14 protein-coding genes and 1 pseudogene are annotated in these 16,344 nt (G+C 72.7%); 4 read left to right on the plus strand and 11 right to left on the minus strand.

All coding sequences use genetic code 11. From position 1 onward, the window contains the following. Positions 1–2 precede the first annotated feature (2 nt). Complete coding sequence (xseA, locus tag ACFO0B_RS01255; protein WP_378610379.1) at positions 3–1,247, minus strand: exodeoxyribonuclease VII large subunit; 1,245 nt, start codon at positions 1,245–1,247, stop codon at positions 3–5. Then, a complete protein-coding gene (locus ACFO0B_RS01260) occupies positions 1,244–1,945 on the minus strand; it encodes a lipid droplet-associated protein (RefSeq protein ID WP_378610380.1) in 702 nt (233 codons plus the stop codon). Before ACFO0B_RS01260 ends, xseA begins: the two co-directional genes overlap by 4 nt. Positions 1,946–2,060: 115 nt before the next feature. On the opposite strand from ACFO0B_RS01260, the gene ACFO0B_RS01265 reads away from it, so the two are divergent. Next, on the plus strand, positions 2,061–3,065 hold the full coding sequence (locus ACFO0B_RS01265) for a 4-hydroxy-3-methylbut-2-enyl diphosphate reductase (protein WP_378610381.1): 1,005 nt from the start codon (positions 2,061–2,063) through the stop codon (positions 3,063–3,065). On the opposite strand, the gene ACFO0B_RS01270 is transcribed toward ACFO0B_RS01265, so the two are convergent. Continuing rightward, positions 3,062–3,808, minus strand: a complete 747-nt coding sequence (locus ACFO0B_RS01270) for a DUF6542 domain-containing protein (RefSeq protein ID WP_378610382.1) — start codon at positions 3,806–3,808, stop codon at positions 3,062–3,064. The genes ACFO0B_RS01265 and ACFO0B_RS01270 overlap by 4 nt on opposite strands. 150 nt (positions 3,809–3,958) lie before the next feature. Here ACFO0B_RS01270 and ACFO0B_RS01275 point away from each other — a divergent pair, with 150 nt between their 5' ends. Together ACFO0B_RS01275 and ACFO0B_RS01280 are read left to right on the plus strand one after the other, a co-directional pair. Further along, positions 3,959–5,137: an exonuclease SbcCD subunit D gene (locus ACFO0B_RS01275; protein WP_378610383.1), complete on the plus strand. Its 1,179-nt coding sequence runs from the start codon at positions 3,959–3,961 to the stop codon at positions 5,135–5,137. Further along, on the plus strand, positions 5,134–8,388 hold the full coding sequence (locus ACFO0B_RS01280) for an AAA family ATPase (RefSeq protein ID WP_378610384.1): 3,255 nt from the start codon (positions 5,134–5,136) through the stop codon (positions 8,386–8,388). Before ACFO0B_RS01275 ends, ACFO0B_RS01280 begins: the two co-directional genes overlap by 4 nt. 108 nt (positions 8,389–8,496) lie before the next feature. On the opposite strand, the gene ACFO0B_RS01285 is transcribed toward ACFO0B_RS01280, so the two are convergent. The 6 genes from ACFO0B_RS01285 to ACFO0B_RS01310 all read right to left on the minus strand — a co-directional run bounded on the left by ACFO0B_RS01285 (position 8,497) and on the right by ACFO0B_RS01310 (position 14,480). Further along, positions 8,497–9,048 carry a methylated-DNA--[protein]-cysteine S-methyltransferase gene (locus ACFO0B_RS01285; RefSeq protein ID WP_378610385.1) on the minus strand — a complete coding sequence of 184 codons (552 nt, stop codon included), beginning with the start codon at positions 9,046–9,048 and terminating at the stop codon, positions 8,497–8,499. Then, a complete protein-coding gene (locus ACFO0B_RS01290) occupies positions 9,048–10,505 on the minus strand; it encodes an Ada metal-binding domain-containing protein (protein ID WP_378610386.1) in 1,458 nt (485 codons plus the stop codon). The genes ACFO0B_RS01285 and ACFO0B_RS01290 overlap by 1 nt, the downstream gene beginning before the upstream one ends. A gap of 165 nt (positions 10,506–10,670) precedes the next feature. Continuing rightward, positions 10,671–10,853: a YbdD/YjiX family protein gene (locus ACFO0B_RS01295; RefSeq protein ID WP_378610481.1), complete on the minus strand. Its 183-nt coding sequence runs from the start codon at positions 10,851–10,853 to the stop codon at positions 10,671–10,673. Between the two features lie 35 nt (positions 10,854–10,888). Further along, a complete protein-coding gene (locus ACFO0B_RS01300; RefSeq protein WP_378610387.1) occupies positions 10,889–13,132 on the minus strand; it encodes a carbon starvation CstA family protein in 2,244 nt (747 codons plus the stop codon). 105 nt (positions 13,133–13,237) lie between these two features. Further along, complete coding sequence (locus ACFO0B_RS01305) at positions 13,238–13,639, minus strand: VOC family protein (protein WP_378610388.1); 402 nt, start codon at positions 13,637–13,639, stop codon at positions 13,238–13,240. A 10-nt stretch (positions 13,640–13,649) separates the two neighbouring features. Further along, a complete protein-coding gene (locus ACFO0B_RS01310) occupies positions 13,650–14,480 on the minus strand; it encodes an AraC family transcriptional regulator (RefSeq protein ID WP_378610389.1) in 831 nt (276 codons plus the stop codon). Between the two features lie 35 nt (positions 14,481–14,515). On the opposite strand from ACFO0B_RS01310, the gene ychF reads away from it, so the two are divergent. Then, a complete protein-coding gene (ychF, locus tag ACFO0B_RS01315; protein WP_378610390.1) occupies positions 14,516–15,595 on the plus strand; it encodes a redox-regulated ATPase YchF in 1,080 nt (359 codons plus the stop codon). 64 nt (positions 15,596–15,659) lie between these two features. Here the strand turns inward: ychF and ACFO0B_RS01320 are convergent. Next, positions 15,660–16,075 (minus strand): annotated as a pseudogene (locus ACFO0B_RS01320) (PIN domain-containing protein). Continuing rightward, positions 16,066–16,284 carry a type II toxin-antitoxin system VapB family antitoxin gene (gene vapB / locus ACFO0B_RS01325; protein ID WP_378610391.1) on the minus strand — a complete coding sequence of 73 codons (219 nt, stop codon included), beginning with the start codon at positions 16,282–16,284 and terminating at the stop codon, positions 16,066–16,068. Before vapB ends, ACFO0B_RS01320 begins: the two are co-directional and overlap by 10 nt. Between the last annotated feature and the right edge of the window lie 60 nt (positions 16,285–16,344).

A 16,344-nucleotide genomic window follows, 5' to 3' on the forward strand; every position in this document is an offset into this window, starting at 1 on the left:
GCTCACGCCCCTCCTGTCCGCTCGGTTCCCAGCGCGGCCGCGCTGATCGCGCCGTCCGCCACCCGGATGCGCAGCTGGCTGCCCGCCTGCGCTTCGTCGACGGTGCGCACCACGTGCCGCTCCCGGCCGTTGACGCGCTGCACGACAGCGTAGCCGCGCGCCATGGTGGCGGCCGGACCCACCGCGACCAGCTTCTCCCGCAGGTGCCGCAGCGTCGTCCGCTCTCCGCTCACCCGGTGCTCGGCGCAGCGCCGCGTGGCGCCGCGCAGCCGCTCGATCTCGTCTGCGCGCCGCTCGATCTCGCGCAGCGGGTCGGCGAGCACCGGCCGCGAGCGCAGCTGCGCCAGCGCTCGCTCCTCGCGGTGCACCCAGCCGCGCAGCGCCCCGGCGGCGCGCTCGCGCAGCTCACGCACCCCGGCGAGCTCGGCGGCGGCGTCCGGCACGATCCGCTTGGCGGCATCGGTCGGGGTGGCGGCGCGCAGGTCGGCGACGTAGTCGCTGAGCGGGCTGTCCGGTTCGTGCCCGATCGCGCTGACCACCGGCGTGGTCGCCGCGACGATGGCACGGCACAGCGCCTCGTCGGAGAAGGGGAGCAGGTCCTCGACGCTGCCGCCGCCGCGCGCGAGCACGATCACCTCGACCGCGGGGTCGGCGTCCAGCTCGGCCAGCGCCTTCAGGATCTGCGGCACCGCCGCCGCGCCCTGCACCGCGGTGTTGCGGATCTCGAACCGCACCGCGGGCCAGCGGTTCCTGGCGACGGTCAGCACGTCGTGCTCGGCCGCGCCGCCGCGCCCGGTGATCAGCCCGACGGTGCCGGGCAGGAAGGGCAGCGGGCGCTTGAGCCGCGGGTCGAAGAGCCCCTCCGCGTCCAGCAGCGCGCGCAGCCGCTCGATCCGGGCCAGCAGTTCGCCGACCCCGACCGCGCGGATCTCGAGCACCCGCAGCGAGAGACTGCCGCGCGCCGGATAGAACTGCAGCTTCCCGAAGACGACGACCCGCGTGCCCTCGCGCAGCGGCACCGGCGCCGAGCGCACCAGCTCCGGATCGCAGGTCACCGCGAGCGACATGTCCGCCGACGGGTCGCGCAGGACGAGGAACGCGGTCCGCGTCCCCGGCCGCAGCGAGATCTGGGTGATCTGCCCCTCGACCCAGACGCTGCCCAGCTTGTCGATCCACTGCGCGACCTTCATCGAGACGGTGCGCACCGGCCACGGCTGCTCCGCGGAGTTCGCGGGGCCGGAGGTCACTGCGCCCGCACGGTGGCGATCCGGTTGGTGAGCATGGTGAGGAAGGGCGCGCGGGCCAGGGTCTGCTCCTCGTAGGCGAGCAGCGCGGAGAGGTCGTCCACCGAGAGCATGCGCAGCCGGGCACGCAGCTGGGCCAGCGTCATGCCGGGGTAGTCGTACTTGGCGGCGACCTCGGGCAGCTCCGGGCCGCTCGGCTCGGGCGCGCTCGGCTCCGGCTCGGCGAGCGGCTGCGGTGCGGAGCCGGTCTCCAGCGGGTGCTCCGGGGTGATATCGGTCACCGAGGCGATGGCGTCGTCCGGGACCGGCTCGGCCGCTATCTCCGGCGCGCTGTAGCTCGGCGCGGTCGCGAGATGGCCGTTGCCACTGCCGATGTCGTCGCCGGTGTAGCGGTCGAAACGGCTGACCTTGGGGTCGGCGATGCCGCCGGGGGCGAAATCGTCCCGGTATTCGTCGACGTCCTCGTCGAAGGTCGCCCATTCCGGTTGTTCCACCGGATTGCCGCCGAGGCGCTCGAAGACCGCGTCGCCCTTCAGCGCCAAACTGGTGACGAACTGCTGCACGTGCATCGACGTCTGCAGCAGCTGGCTCACCGCCGTGATCGGGAAATGAATTGCCGCGCTCGGCAACCTGCGGCTCTCTTCGAGGGCGTACACGGCGGCGCCGGCCGCGACCCTGGCCAGGAACGGTGGTCGGAACATGGTCCCAGCCTGCCCGAAACGATGTGTGATGCAAAGGACGAGTGTCACGGCGTGTGATTCTTCCGTGCGCGACCGCTGCGGGCGGCACCCGGCCCGAGTCCGTATTCTGTGGGACATGTCCTCGGCTATTTCCCTGAACGTCGGAATCGCGCGCTCCGCCGGTTCCTCCGGTGCGGCCGATGCGAAGCGGGTGCTGCTGGCCGAACCGCGCGGTTACTGCGCAGGCGTCGACCGCGCCGTCGAGACCGTGGAGAAGGCGCTGGAGAAGCACGGTGCGCCGATCTACGTCCGCAAGGAGATCGTGCACAACCGGCACGTCGTGGAGACGCTGCGGGAACGCGGCGTGATCTTCGTCGACGAGACCGACGAGGTGCCTGCGGGCGCCCTGCTGGTCTTCTCCGCGCACGGCGTCTCGCCCGCGGTGCACGCCTCGGCGGCCGAACGCAGCCTGCGCACCATCGACGCCACCTGCCCGCTGGTCACCAAGGTGCACCAGGAGGCCAAGCGCTTCGCCCGTGACGACTTCGACATCCTGCTGATCGGCCACGAAGGGCACGAGGAGGTGGAGGGCACCGCCGGTGAGGCGCCCGACCACGTCCAGCTCGTCGACGGCCCCGGCGGGGTCGACGGCGTGACCGTGCGCGACGAGAACAAGGTCATCTGGCTCTCGCAGACCACGCTCAGCGTCGACGAGACCATGGAGACGGTCCGGCTGCTGCGCGAGAAGTTCCCGCTGCTGCAGGATCCGCCGAGCGACGACATCTGCTACGCCACCTCCAACCGGCAGACCGCGGTCAAGGCGATGGCGCCGGAGTGTGACCTGGTGATCGTGGTCGGCTCGCGCAACTCGTCCAACTCGGTCCGGCTGGTCGAGGTCGCGCTGAACGCGGGCGCCCGGGCCGCCTACCTGGTCGACTACGCCCGCGAGGTGGACACGGCCTGGCTGGACGGGGTCCGCACGGTCGGCATCACCTCCGGCGCGTCGGTGCCGGAGATCCTGGTCGACGGGGTGATCGAGCTGCTCGCCGAGCACGGCTTCGCCGACGTCCAGCCGGTCACCACCGCGAACGAGACGCTGGTCTTCGCCCTGCCCCGCGAGCTGCGCCCCGCCCGCCGCTAGCGCTTGGGCTTGCGCCGGTCGTCGTCGCGGTCGCGGTAGCGCACCGTCGGCCGCCCCGGCGCCGCGCCCTCGCGGCGGCGCTGGGGCTCGTCCTCGCGGTCCCGTGTGGCGGCGCGCCCACGGCCGGAGCCACGGGGTTTCCGCGGCGGCGCCGCTTCGGCGGGCGGCACGGCCGGTCGCCGGGACGGCCCGGGCAGCAACTCGGTCTTCATCTCGCTGACGTCGTCCTCCGGCTCGCTCCGCGACCGCCGCCCGCGCTCCCCGGTATCGCGCAGCGAGGACCCGCGCCCCCAGCTGGTACCCCGCCGCGCCTCGCCCGCCCGCTCACTCGCCGCCTCGCGCCGCCGCAGCCAGATCCGGAGTCCGCCGACGGCGAGCGCGAGCACCGTTGCGAGCAGCATCGCCGGGAACCGGTTGACCAGCGGAATCGCCAGGTTGAGCAGAATGTCCTTGATCGAGGTCGAGCCGCCCGCGGTGAGGAACTGGTACGCCAGCGGCACCGAGGCGAAGAGCAACAGCGGCGGCAGCACCATCGTCGTGAAGAGCCCCCGGTACCGCACCGCGAGCACCGCGAGCAGGCAGCCGAGCACGTACGCCCCGGAGAAGACCAGGGTCAGTTCGCTGCCACCACCGGCGGCATCGACCAGAAACCCCGCGATCGTGCAGGCAACCGCGATCAGTACCGCCACCGGTGCCGAGACGCCACGGACCGCGGGCAGGGCCGAGCGCTGCGATGCGGGCACGCGGGGTCGCACACGTTGGGAAGCAGCCACGGAATGCACACTAACCCGCCGTCGGCCGGTGGGACGGAACGGCGGGTCGGTTACCGCGGACGCCCCGGTCACCGCGTGGATGTTTGAACTGTGTCGGTGGGTTGGCCTAGGTTTCGCGGCATGCGGCTGCTGCACACCTCCGATTGGCACATCGGGCGCACCTTCCACGGCGTCGATCTGCTTGCCGATCAGGCTCGTTCGCTCACCGCCGTCGCCGAGCTGGTCGCGGCCGAGTCGGTCGACGTCGTGCTGCTCGCCGGCGACGTCTACGACCGCGCCATCCCCAGCGCCGACGCCATCGCCGTCTGCAACCGCGGTTTCGAGGCGATCCGGGAAGCGGGCGCCCGCATCGTGGCGACCTCGGGCAATCACGACTCCCCGGCCCGGCTCGGCGCGGGCGCCGGTTTCGCCGCCGCGGGCGGGCTGCACCTCTGCACCACCGTTGCCGCCTGCGACCGGCCGATCCTGCTCGAGGACGAGCACGGCACCGTCGCCTGCTACGGCATCCCCTATCTGGAGCCGGAGATCACCCGCGCCGAACTCGACGTGCCGCAGGCCCGTTCGCACGCCGAGGTGCTGGCCGCCGCCATGGCCAGGATCAGGGCAGATCTGGTCGCCCGCGGCACCCCGCGCTCGGTGGTGCTGGCGCACGCCTTCGTGACCGGTGGCGAGGCGACCGGCTCCGAGCGCTCGATCGCCGTCGGCGGGGTGGAGACGGTGCCCGCCGCCGCCTTCGCCGGCATCGACTACGTGGCGCTCGGGCACCTGCACTCGCCGCAGACGCTCACCGAGTCGGTGCGCTACTCCGGCTCCCCGCTGCCGTACTCCTTCGGCGAGCGCTCGCACCGCAAGGCCGTCTGGCTGGTCGACCTGGACGCGAGCGGGCTGCGCGAGGTGCGCGGGCGCGAGCTGCCCGTGGTCCGCGGCCTGCGCGCGCTCTCCGGCACCCTGGACGGGCTGCTGGAGGATCCGGCGCTGGACGCCGCGGTCGACGACTACATCTCCGCGACGCTCACCGACCACACCCGCCCGGTGGAGCCGCTGCGCAGGCTCAGGGAGCGCTTCCCGCACGCGGTACACGTGGAATGGGTTCGGCCGGAGGGCAATCCGGAGCTGCGCTACCGTGAGCGGGTGCACGGCAGGCGGGATATCGAGATCGCCACGAGCTTCGTCGGCGATGTGCGCGACGAGCCGTCCGCGGGCGAGGTCCGGCTGTTGGAGCGGGCGCTGGCCGCCGCGGTGACCGAGCGGGACGCCCCGGCGGCGGCCGCCCCGGAGCCGGGCGAGCTCTCCGCATGAGGCTGCACCGGCTGGAGCTGACCGCCTTCGGCCCGTTCGCGGGGAAGACCGTGATCGATTTCGACGCGCTCGGCGCGGACGGCCTCTTCCTGCTGCACGGCCAGACCGGCGCGGGCAAGACCACCGTGCTCGACGCCATCGCGTTCGCGCTCTACGGCCGGGTGCCCGGCGCCCGCGCGGAGAGCAAGCGGCTGCACTCCGACCACGCCCCGGTGCACATCCCGCCCAGCGTGTCGCTGGAGGCCACGCTCGGCGGCCGCCGGGTCCGGATCGGCCGCACGCCGGAGTTCGAGCGGCCCAAGCGCCGCGGCGACGGCACCACCAAGGAGCAGCCGAAGGCCACGCTGACCTGGCTGGACGGCAGGGGAACCAACCTCTCCCGGATCCAGGAGATCGGCGACGAGATCCTGCGCCTGCTCGGCATGAGCGCCGACCAGTTCTTCCAGGTGGTGCTGCTGCCGCAGGGCGATTTCGCCCGCTTCCTGCGCGCGGAGAACGAGGACCGGGAGAAGTTGCTGGAGAAGCTCTTCGACACCGAGCGGTTCGGTGCCGCCGAGCAGTGGCTGGCCGAGCGGCGCCGGGTAGCGGCGGGCGAGCTGGAGACCAGGCACCAGAACATCGACCGGCTGGTCGCGCAGGTCGGGGTGGCGGCGGGGGAGCCGGTGACAACGGCGGTCGCGCCGTCCGAGGCGGTCGGCTGGTCGCAGGAGCTGCTTGCCGCCGCCCGCGCCGCCCTCACCGCGGCCGACGCCGGGGTGCGCGCCTGCCGCACCGGATACGACACCGCCAGGCAGGCGCTCGACGCCGAACGCCGCGCCGCCGAGCTGCGCGCCCGCGCCGCCACCGCCCGCACCCAGCTGGACGCGCACGCCGCCGACGCCGAGCGCAGGGCCGCGCTGCGCGCCGAGCTCGACGCCGCCCGCCGGGCCGCCCCGGTGACGACCGCGCTCGCCGAGGCCCGCTCCGCCGTCCGCGAGGCCGGGGCCAGGCTGGAGGCCCGCGCGGCCGCGGCCGCGCGGCTCGGTTCGGCGCTCACCGAACCGGCGGCCGCCGATATCGCCGGGGTCGGGGAGCTGCCGGTCACCGACGGGGTGGTCACCGCCGCCGCGGATCTCGATGCGGCGGTTCGGGTCTGGAGCGGCCGGATCGGCGCGCTGGACGAGGTCGCCGCCGACGCCGCCACCGCGCAGCGGCTCGGCGCCGAGCTCACCGAGCTGCGCGGCCGGGAGACCCGGCTCGGCCGCGAGCTGGACGAGCTCGCCGGCCGCAGGGATGCCCTCCCCGCCCGGCTCGCGGATGCCGAGGCCCGGCTCCGCGAGTCCGAGACCGCGGTCGCCGCGCTGCCCGCGCTGACCTCCGAGATCGAGCGGTTGGGTGCGGCGGCCACCGCGGCGGTCCGGCTCGCCGAGTGCAGGCGCGAGCTCGATATCGCGCGGGTGGATTTCGAGACCGTGCGGGCCGCGCACACCGACGCCCGCGAACAGGTGCTCGACCTGCGCGAGCGCCGCCTGGCCGGAATGGCGGGCGAGCTCGCCGCCGCGCTCGCCGCCGGGCAGCCCTGCGCCGTCTGCGGCTCCGCCGAGCACCCGAAGCCCGCCGCCGCGGCGGCCGAGGCCGTCTCCGAGGCCGCCGAGGCGCGCGCCCGCAAAGCCGAGCAGGCCGCCGAGCGGGCTCGGGACACCGCGCTGGCGCTCGTCACCGAGCTGGAGCGGGAGGCCGAGGCGCTGGCGGCGCGCGGCGGCGACGCCGACCGGGTCGAGCTCGCCGCGAATCTGCGCGAGGCCACCCTGCGCGTCGAGGACGCCCGCGAACTCGCCGACTCCCGCGAGCGCACCGCCGCCGAGGTGGAGCGGCTGCGCACCGAATCGGCCGGGATGCAGGACCAGCTGCGCGAGTACGAGACCGAGCGCGGCACGCTTCGCTCCGCCATCACCGCGGGCGAGCAGCGCCTGGCCGAGCTCACCGACCGGCTGCGCACCGCCGCGGGCGCCGACACCTCCCTCGACCGCCGCCGCGACCGGCTGCGCGCCCTGGTGCGCGCCGCCGAGGGGTTGCGCGGCGCGCGCGATCAGGTGAGCAGCGCCGTCGAGCGGGTCGAGTCGGTGGCGGACCGGGTGGACGGGCTCGCCAGGGCGGAGGGGTTTCTCGACCCCGCGCCCGGCGGGTCCGCAGACACCGACGCGGAACTCGGGACCCTGTTCGATCTGCCGGACGCTCCCGCAGCGCTCTTCGCGATTCCGGCACCCGCGGAGGCAGGACCCGCCGATTCGACCGCCCATACCGACCCGGCCGCTCCCGCCGACCTCGTTTCCCTCACCGCCGGCGAGGCGCAGGCCGATGCCGCCGCCGCGGCCGAGGCCCCCCTCACCGCGGCCATCACCCGCCTGACCACGATCTCCGAACTGGTCACCCCGGCCGCACGAGACCCCCGCTGGCAGTCCGACACCGAAGCCGAACTCGCCGCCGCCGACCGCCTGCGCGACCGCGCCGAAACCGTCCTGGCCGAGCCCGACGTCGGCGCCGCCACCGACACCGAACCGGCCGACCTGGAGACCCTCCGCGCCCACCTCACCGAGGCACAGGAGCAGCGCGACCGCGCCATCGCCGAGCAGGCCGAGGCGCAGCGCCGCGTCGTCCAGCTGGAGGAGCTGGGCAGCCAGCTGTGGGCCGCCGTCGACCTGGTGGCCCCGGTGCAGGCCCAGTTCGAAGAGCTCGCGGGCCTGGCCGAGGTGGTCGCGGGCCGCGGCGAGAACAACCGCAGGATGTCGCTGCGCTCCTACGTGCTCGCGGCCCGCCTCGAGGAGGTGGCCGTCGCCGCCTCCGAACGGCTGCGCCGCATGTCCGGCGGCCGCTACGAATTCGTGCACTCCGACCGGGCAGGCCCGCGCGGCCGCCGCGGCGGTCTCGGCCTCGACATCCGCGACGACTACACCGGCCGCGTCCGCCCCGCCAAGACGCTCTCTGGCGGCGAGACCTTCATGGCCTCGCTCGCCCTCGCGCTCGGCCTCGCCGACACCGTCGCCGCCGAATCCGGCGGCATCGTGCTGGACACCCTCTTCATCGACGAGGGCTTCGGCGGCCTCGACGCCGACACGCTCGACGCCGTCATGGGCGTCCTCGACGAACTGCGCGCGGGCGGGCGGGTGGTCGGCATCGTCAGCCACGTCGACGAGATGCGCCAGCGCATCCCCAGCCGCCTGCACGTCGTCCGCGGCCGTGAGGGCTCTTCGCTGCGGGCCACCGTCGCCTGACTGGCGGCCCGCAGCGGAGCGCCATTCAATCATCGACAGCCGCGCGCCGCGAGCGACTCCGCCCGGCGCGGAGGAGCCGGAGCCGGGGCCCGCGCGCGAGGCAACCGGCTATCGCCGTACCGCTCCGGCCAGCTCGCCCGCGGCGCCACCGGTCACCGCCCGCGCCTCGTGCGCGAGCAACCACCGCTTGGCCTCCAGCCCCCATCGGAAACCGCCGAGCGCCCCGCCGATCCGCAGAATCCGGTGGCACGGCACGAACAGCGCCGCCGCGTTCCGCGCACAGGCATTGGCGGCCGCGCGAGTCGCCGCCGGACGCCCTGCCACCCCGGCGAACTCGGTGTACGTGATCGGCTCCCCGGCGGGCACCTTCCGCAGCACGTCCCACGCGTGCAGCAGGAACGGCCCCGACCGCTGCCGCACCGGCACCGCATCGATCACCCCCACCTCCCCGTCGTGAAACGCGACGATCGCCTCGCTCACCGCGCCGAGCGAATCCCGTTCGCGCAGCGCATCGGGCCGCAGCGCGGGGTGGATCAGCCCGCGCAACCCCTCCGCATCACCGGTCCACCCACTGGCGAGCACCGCCCCGTCCGCGTCGACGAGCGCGGTGAACGGCCCGATCGGCGTCGGGAGCACGGCGTAGTCGGCAGTCGAAATCATCACTGAACCTGCACTTTCGAGTCGGAGAGGGCGGGCACCCGAGCGCCGAGCGCCACCCGCCACAGATGCATGGAGAGGTACGACCGCCAGGGCGACCACGCCGCCGTCTCGGCCAGGTCGATGCCGAGCAGCTCCGCGCCGCGCCGCACGATCAGGTCGGTGCCGAGCAGGATGTCCGGATCGGCGAGCAGCCGCATGGTGACGTAGTCGGCGGTCCACGGCCCGACACCGGGCAGCGCGAGCAGGTCGCGCCGCAGCTCGGCGGCGGTCCGTCCGGCGTGCAGCACGAGTGCCCCGCTCGCCACCGCCTGCGCCGCACCGAGCACCGCCGCCACCCGCCGCCCGGGCCCGGTGAGCACCTCGGCCCCGCGCTCCGCGACCACCGCGGGCTCCGGGAAGAGCACCGCCCCCTCGACCCGTTCGCCGAGCGCCGCCACCAGCCGCGCGGTGTGCGTGGCCGCGGCGGGGACCGAGATCTGCTGCCCGATCATGGTGCGCAGCAGCAACTCCGCGCCGTCCGCGCTCCCCGGCACCCGGATGCCGGGGGTGAGCCCGGGCCGCACCGCGGTGAGCGCCTCGTCGATGCCGACCGGGTCGGCGTCGAGATCGAGCAGGTGCCGCACCCGGGCCACGGTGGGCGCCAGGTCGCGCATGTCGCGCAGCGCGAGCTCGGCCCGCACGTGGTCGTCGAGCAGCGTCAGCCGGACCAGCGCGTGCCCGTGCGGGGTGCGCAGTGCCCTGGTGTAGACGCCGTCCGCCCAGCCCTCCAGCCCGGGCACGGTGTGCGCGGCGAGGAACCAGCCGAGCCAGGCCCGGTCCAGCGGTGGCCGGAAGGGCAGCCGCAGGGTCAGCGTTCCGGCGGCGGTGTCCGGCTCGGCACCGCGGCGGCGCGCCTCGGTGCGCAGCACCGTCGGGCTCACCCCGAAGACCTCGCGCACCGTGTCGTTGAACTGCCGGATGCTGGCGAACCCGGCCGCGAAGGCCACGTCCGAGATCGGCATGGCCGTGGTCTGGATCAGCAGCCGCGCGGTGTGCGCGCGATGCGCCCTGGCCAGCGCCAGCGGACCCGCGCCCAGCTCGGCGGTGAGCACCCGGGTCAGCTGCCGCGGCGAGTAGCCGAGCCCGGCCGCCAGCCCCTGGACCCCGCCGCGCTCCAGCACGCCGTCCCCGATCAGCCGCATCGCCCGCGCGGCCAGATCGGCCCTGGTGTTCCAGTGCGGCGAGCCGGGAGCGGCGTCCGGCAGGCAGCGCCTGCACGCCCGGTAGCCGGCCTGCTGGGCGGCCGCTGCCGTCGGCAGGAAAGAGACATTGGCCCGCTTCGGGGTGATCGCCGGGCACGACGGCCTGCAGTAGATGCCGGTGGTCCGCACCGCGGTGAAGAACTGCCCGTCGAAGCGGGCGTCCCGGGTGGAGACCGCCCGGTAGCAGCGTTCGAAGTCGAGAGCCGTGTCGTTCACGCCCTCCACTCTGGCAGCGCCGTCCACCGCGGGCCAGCGGGAATCGGACACGACCGTGCGGCGTGCGTTTCACCGCCACGCGGGCCACCCGCCGCCGCAGCGCGGTCGAGCCCGCACGCGGCCACTCGGCGCCGACGGCGGATCCGGCCGCGGGTCGGCCTGCGCTCAGCAGCAGCGCGCCCCGGGATTCCGCTCCGCCTCGGCGTGCCGCTCCCGCCAGTAGTCCCGCTCCGACGGCACCGGCCGCTCCGGGTGCGCGCGCCGCAGGTGCGCGACGTAGCGCTGGTAGTCCTGCCCCCCGAGCACGCCGTCGAACCACCAGAGCACCCCGGCGAGCGCCCGGCGCAGGACGGCCGGGAGCGCGGTCCGGCCGTCCCGCCCGGTCAGCTCGCCGGCTCCGGCGTCCGCGTCGGCTTCTCCGCCAGCTCGTCCCACTGCCGCTGCACCTCCTTCTCCTCCGCCGTCGGGAAGAACCCGCTCGGCGCGAAGAGCTTCGACGGCTCCTCCGGCGACTCGGTGGTCTCCGCGCCGCCGGAGCGCAGCGCCCGCACGCAGACCAGCGCACCGACCACCGCCACGATGATCACCAGCACCGCGAAGATGATCGAGAGCGTGCCCTGGATGAAGGTGTTGCGCACGACGGCGTCCACGCTCTCCGGCGTCTTGGCGGTCAGACACAGCGTGCCCGCCTCTTGCGCCTGCTGGCAGATGCTGTGCTGCTTCCAGTAGCCGAGCTTGGGATCGGCGGAGAAGATCTTCTGCCAGGACGCCGTCATCGTCACCACCAGGTCCCAGACCAGCGGCACCGCCGCGATCCAGGCCCACTTCACCATGCCCTTCTTGATCAGGATGGTGAGCACGACGGTGAGCGCGATCGCTGCGAGCAGCTGGTTCGCGATGCCGAAGAGCGGGAAGAGCGCGTTGATGCCGCCGAGCGGGTCGGTGACGCCCATGAGCAGGATCGAGCCCCAGGCCAGCACCACCGCCGCCGAGCAGAACCAGGCCCCGATCCGCCAGGACGGATCCTTGAACTTGCGCGCGGGCCCGCCGAAGTTGCCCAGCGAATCGGAGAGCATGAACCGCGCCACCCTGGTGCCCGCGTCGATCGTGGTGAGGATGAAGAGCGCCTCGAACATGATCGCGAAGTGGTACCAGAACGACTTCATGCCCGCGCCGCCGAGGAACTGGGAGAACACCTCGGAGATGCCGATCGCCAGCGTCGGCGCGCCGCCGGTGCGCGAGATGATGCTCTCCTCGCCGACGTCGGCCGCCGCCTGGCCGAGCGCCTCCGGCGTGGTCGGCGGCCCGGAGAGGCCGAGCGAATTGGTGTAGGCGGCTGCCGTCTCCGGGGTGCCGCCGGTGAGCCCGGCCGGCGCGTTCATCGCGAAGTAGAGGTGCTGGTCGATGATGCAGGCGGTGATGAGCGCCATCACCGCGACGAACGACTCCATGAGCATGCCGCCGTACCCGATCATCCGGGCGTGCGACTCCTTCTCCAGCAGCTTCGGGGTCGTGCCGGAGGCGATCAGCGCGTGGAATCCGGAGAGCGCGCCGCAGGCGATGGTGATGAACAGGAACGGGAAGAGGCTGCCCGCGAAGGCGGGGCCGGTGCCGCTGATCGCGAACTCCGAGATCGCGGGCGCCTTCAGCACCGGCAGCGTCACCAGGATGCCGATCGCCAGCAGCGCGATGGTGCCGATCTTCATGAAGGTGGAGAGGTAGTCGCGCGGGGCGAGCAGCAGCCACACCGGCAGCACCGAGGCAACGAAGCCGTAGCCGATCAGCAGCCAGGCGATCGTCACCGGGGCGAGCGTGAACCAGTCCGCGCCCCAGCTGGTCTCGGCGACCCAGCCGCCCGAGACGATGGCCAGGATGAGCAGCACGAAGCCGATGATCGAGACCTCGCCGACCTTCCCCGGCCGCAGGTAGCGCAGGTAGACCCCCATGAAGAGCGCGATCGGGATGGTCATGCCGATGGAGAAGATCCCCCACGGGCTCTCCGCCAGCGCGTTCACCACCACCAGCGCGAGCACCGCGAGCAGGATCATCATGATCACCAGCACGCCGACGATGGCGGCGACCCCGCCGACCAGCCCCAGCTCGTCGCGGGCCATCTGCCCCAGCGAACGCCCGCGGCGCTTCAGCGAGATCCACAGCACCAGGTAGTCCTGCACCGCGCCGGCCAGCACCACGCCGACCACGATCCAGATCGTGCCGGGCAGGTACCCCATCTGCGCCGCGAGCACCGGGCCGACCAGCGGCCCGGCCCCCGCGATGGCGGCGAAGTGGTGCCCGTACAGCACCCGCCGGTCCATCGGCACGAAATCCTTGCCGTTGTCCAGGATCTCGGCCGGGGTGGCGAGGTCGTCGCGCGGCTTGGTGATCTTGCGCTGGATCAGCGTCGAGTAGAATCGGTACGCGATGACGTAGGTGCAGACCGCCGCGATCACGATCCACACCGCGTTCACCGATTCGCCGCGGACCACCGCGAGAATCGCCCAGGCGACGGCGCCGAGCACCGCGATGGCGCCGAATATCCCCTTCTTGACCGGCGTGATCGGACGTCTGTCCACCACGCCGACCGGTGGCAGATCCGGATCCGTCCGCAGATATTCGATCGTCGCCATCTGCTCACTCTCCCGTCGACGCCCAGCCCCGTTGCCGAAACAGCAGTCAACGTATCCGATCGGAGAGCACCGGCCCGGCCTTGTTCCATATTGTTCCTCCGCGCGTCATTCCCCGCGGTAGGTTCCGAAACTCCAGAGATTCCCCTCGGGATCGCGGACGCTGAACCCGCGCGAGCCGTAGTCCTCGTCGCGCAGCCCGCGCACCAGCTCGGCGCCTGCCGCGGTGGCGCGCTCGAACAGCGCGTCCGGCTCGTCGGTCACCAGGTAGATGTTGTCGTTGCCGGTGGCGCGGGAGCAGAACGGATCCTCGGACTTGTTCGCGGTGCCGTACATGATGCCGCCGCCCGCGGGCCAGCGGAGTTCGCCGTGCTCGACGATCGAGGGATCGTTCTCCCTCGTGTACTCGGCGACCTTCCGGAATCCGAAGGCGCGCACCAGGAAATCGACGGTCTTCTCCGCGTCGCGGAAGGAGAGGCAGGGCCAGAGGCCGACAGTGTTTTCACTCATGGCTCCACCTTCACGCCAGGTGGGTGGTCCCGTCTTGGACGGATGGAATCTCCTCGGTGCGCCACAGCGTCGGCGCGCACCCGGCCAGCTCCGCGAAGTCCCGGTTCAGGTGCGCCTGGTCGTAGTACCCGCAGGCCGCCGCGACCTGCGCCAGCGAGATGTGCGACGGCACCCGCTCGATCATCCGCCGCGCCCGCTCGAACCGGGCGATCCGCCCGGCCAGTTTCGGCCCCAGCCCGAACTCCCCGGTGAACCGCCTGGTCAGATGCTGCCTGCTCCAGCCGATCTCCCCGGCCAGCGCCCCGATCGCCGGGCCGCTGCGCACCACCGTGCGCCACGCCCAGGCCAGCTCCGGCGTGACCTGCCGCTCGTGATCGGCCAGGTCGGTGAGAACCCGATCGACCGCCGCGAACCGCCCCGGCCAGTCCGGCACTGTCTGCAACTCGGTCCAGAGCCGCTCACCCAGCGGCCCCGCGACGTCGGCCAGCTCCAGCGAGAGGCTCCACAACTCCCCGGCGGGCACCCCGAAGAGCGTGCGGCAGCCGAGCGGCGTCAGCGCGATGGCGACGCCCTCCTGATTGCCGTCGTGCCGGATGGTGGCCGGCCCGGCCTGCAACCCGCCGAGCACGCAGCCGTAGGCGTCCGGCCGCTGCCCCGGATCGGCCTGCGCGACCACCTCGATCCGCGGCCCGATGGCCACGATGAAGGTGAGATGCCGCGACGGCAGCCCGCGATGCAGCCCGGGCGCGTACCCGGTCTGCCGATAGCCGAGGTAGTGGTCGACGAACCCGGCGAGCGCCTGCGCGGGCCGGGCCGTCACCACCTCGGAGGTGGGCTGCATGGCTCCCAGGCTACGCCGCGTAGACTCTGCTCCTCGTGAGTCTCACCCTCGGAATCGTCGGGCTGCCCAACGTCGGAAAATCGACGCTGTTCAACGCCCTGACCAAGAACGACGTGCTCGCCGCGAACTACCCCTTCGCGACGATCGAGCCCAACGTCGGCGTGGTCCCCCTCCCGGACCCCAGGCTCGACGAACTCGCCGAGATCTTCGCCTCCGAGCGCATCGTCCCCGCCGTGGTCTCCTTCGTCGACATCGCGGGCATCGTCAAGGGCGCCTCCGAAGGCGCGGGCCTCGGCAACAAATTCCTCGCCAACATCCGTGAAGCCGACGCCATCTGCCAGGTCGTCCGGGTCTTCGCCGACGACGACGTCATCCACGTCGACGGCCGTGTCGACCCCTCCGCCGACATCGAGGTCATCGAGACCGAACTCATCCTCGCCGACCTGCAGACCCTGGAGAAGGCGGTCGTCCGCCTGGAGAAGGAAGCCCGGGTCAAGAAGGACCGCAAACCCGCCGCCGACGCCGCCAAGCAGGCACAGGAGATCCTCGACTCCGGCCGCACCTTGTTCGCCGCCGCCGCCGAGGTGGATACCGAGCTGTTGCGTGAGCTGAGCCTGCTCACGGTGAAGCCGTTCCTGTACGTCTTCAACGCCGACGAGTCGGTGCTCACCGACGAAGCCCGCGTCGCCGAACTCCGCGCCTCCGTCGCCCCCGCCGACGCGGTGTTCCTCGACGCCAAGGTCGAAGCCGAGCTCCTCGAACTCGACGACGAGTCCGCCCTGGAACTGCTCGAATCCATCGGCCAGACCGAACCCGGCCTGCACGGCCTCGCCCGCGCCGGCTTCCACACCCTCGGCCTGCAGACCTACCTCACCGCCGGGCCCAAGGAGGCCCGCGCCTGGACCATCCACCAGGGGGACACCGCTCCCAAGGCCGCCGGGGTCATCCACACCGATTTCGAGCGCGGCTTCATCAAGGCGGAGATCGTTGCTTTCGACGATCTGGTGGCGGCTGGGTCGATGGCCGCGGCGAAGGCGGCGGGGAAGGTCCGGATGGAGGGCAAGGACTACGTCATGTCCGACGGCGACGTGGTCGAGTTCCGCTTCAATGTGTAGCAACGGGCGAGTACAGCTGCCGGTTTTGTAGAAGTTGTCGGTCCTGCGGCGCTGAAGCGACAGCTCAGATCTCGAGACGTTCCAGCGGCTGGCCGGTGACTTCGGCGATCAGCTCGAAATCTTTGTCGGCGTGTAGAACGGTGAGCCGGGCCTGCTCCGCACAGGCCGCGATCAGCAGGTCGGGGATCGAGGGAGCGCGATGATAACCGTGGTCCGCGAGTGCTCGAAGTACCGCGACAGCGCGAGCTTCGGCGGAAGGTGTCAGGTACTCGACCGGCATGCCGGCGATGGGCGGTAGGTCGAGCATGTCGATGAGGTCGGCGGCGGAGCGTGCGGAGTATCCGGTCTACAGCAGGGTGACGGTGGTGATTCGAAGGAGCCCTCGTTCGATCCGCTCTGCCCCTCGGCTGCGTCTGGGGAATTGCCGAGGCGGACCAGCGCCGACTTGTCGACGAGCCAGGGGCGGGTGTTCACGCCCATGCTCGACCCATCACGTCCGGGTCGCCGAGGTCGCGAGCGAGCCGGCCGAGGCGGGTCAGGTCGCTGGGCGAGACCTCGACTGCCGGGCGGAAGTCGCGGCTGAGCCAACGCCGGAGGAACTCGCTGCGGGAGACACCGAGGGTGCGTGCCTGGCGGTCGATCTCGTCGAGCGCGGACTCGGGAACGTCGCGGATGAGAATGTCGGTCATGTTTGCACCTCCCTGAAATCAACAGGCCGATTGTTCGATCTTGCGCAGAGTTCGACAAAA

The sequence above is a fragment of the Nocardia jiangsuensis genome, from assembly GCF_042650385.1.
GTDB classification, from domain to species: domain Bacteria; phylum Actinomycetota; class Actinomycetes; order Mycobacteriales; family Mycobacteriaceae; genus Nocardia; species Nocardia jiangsuensis.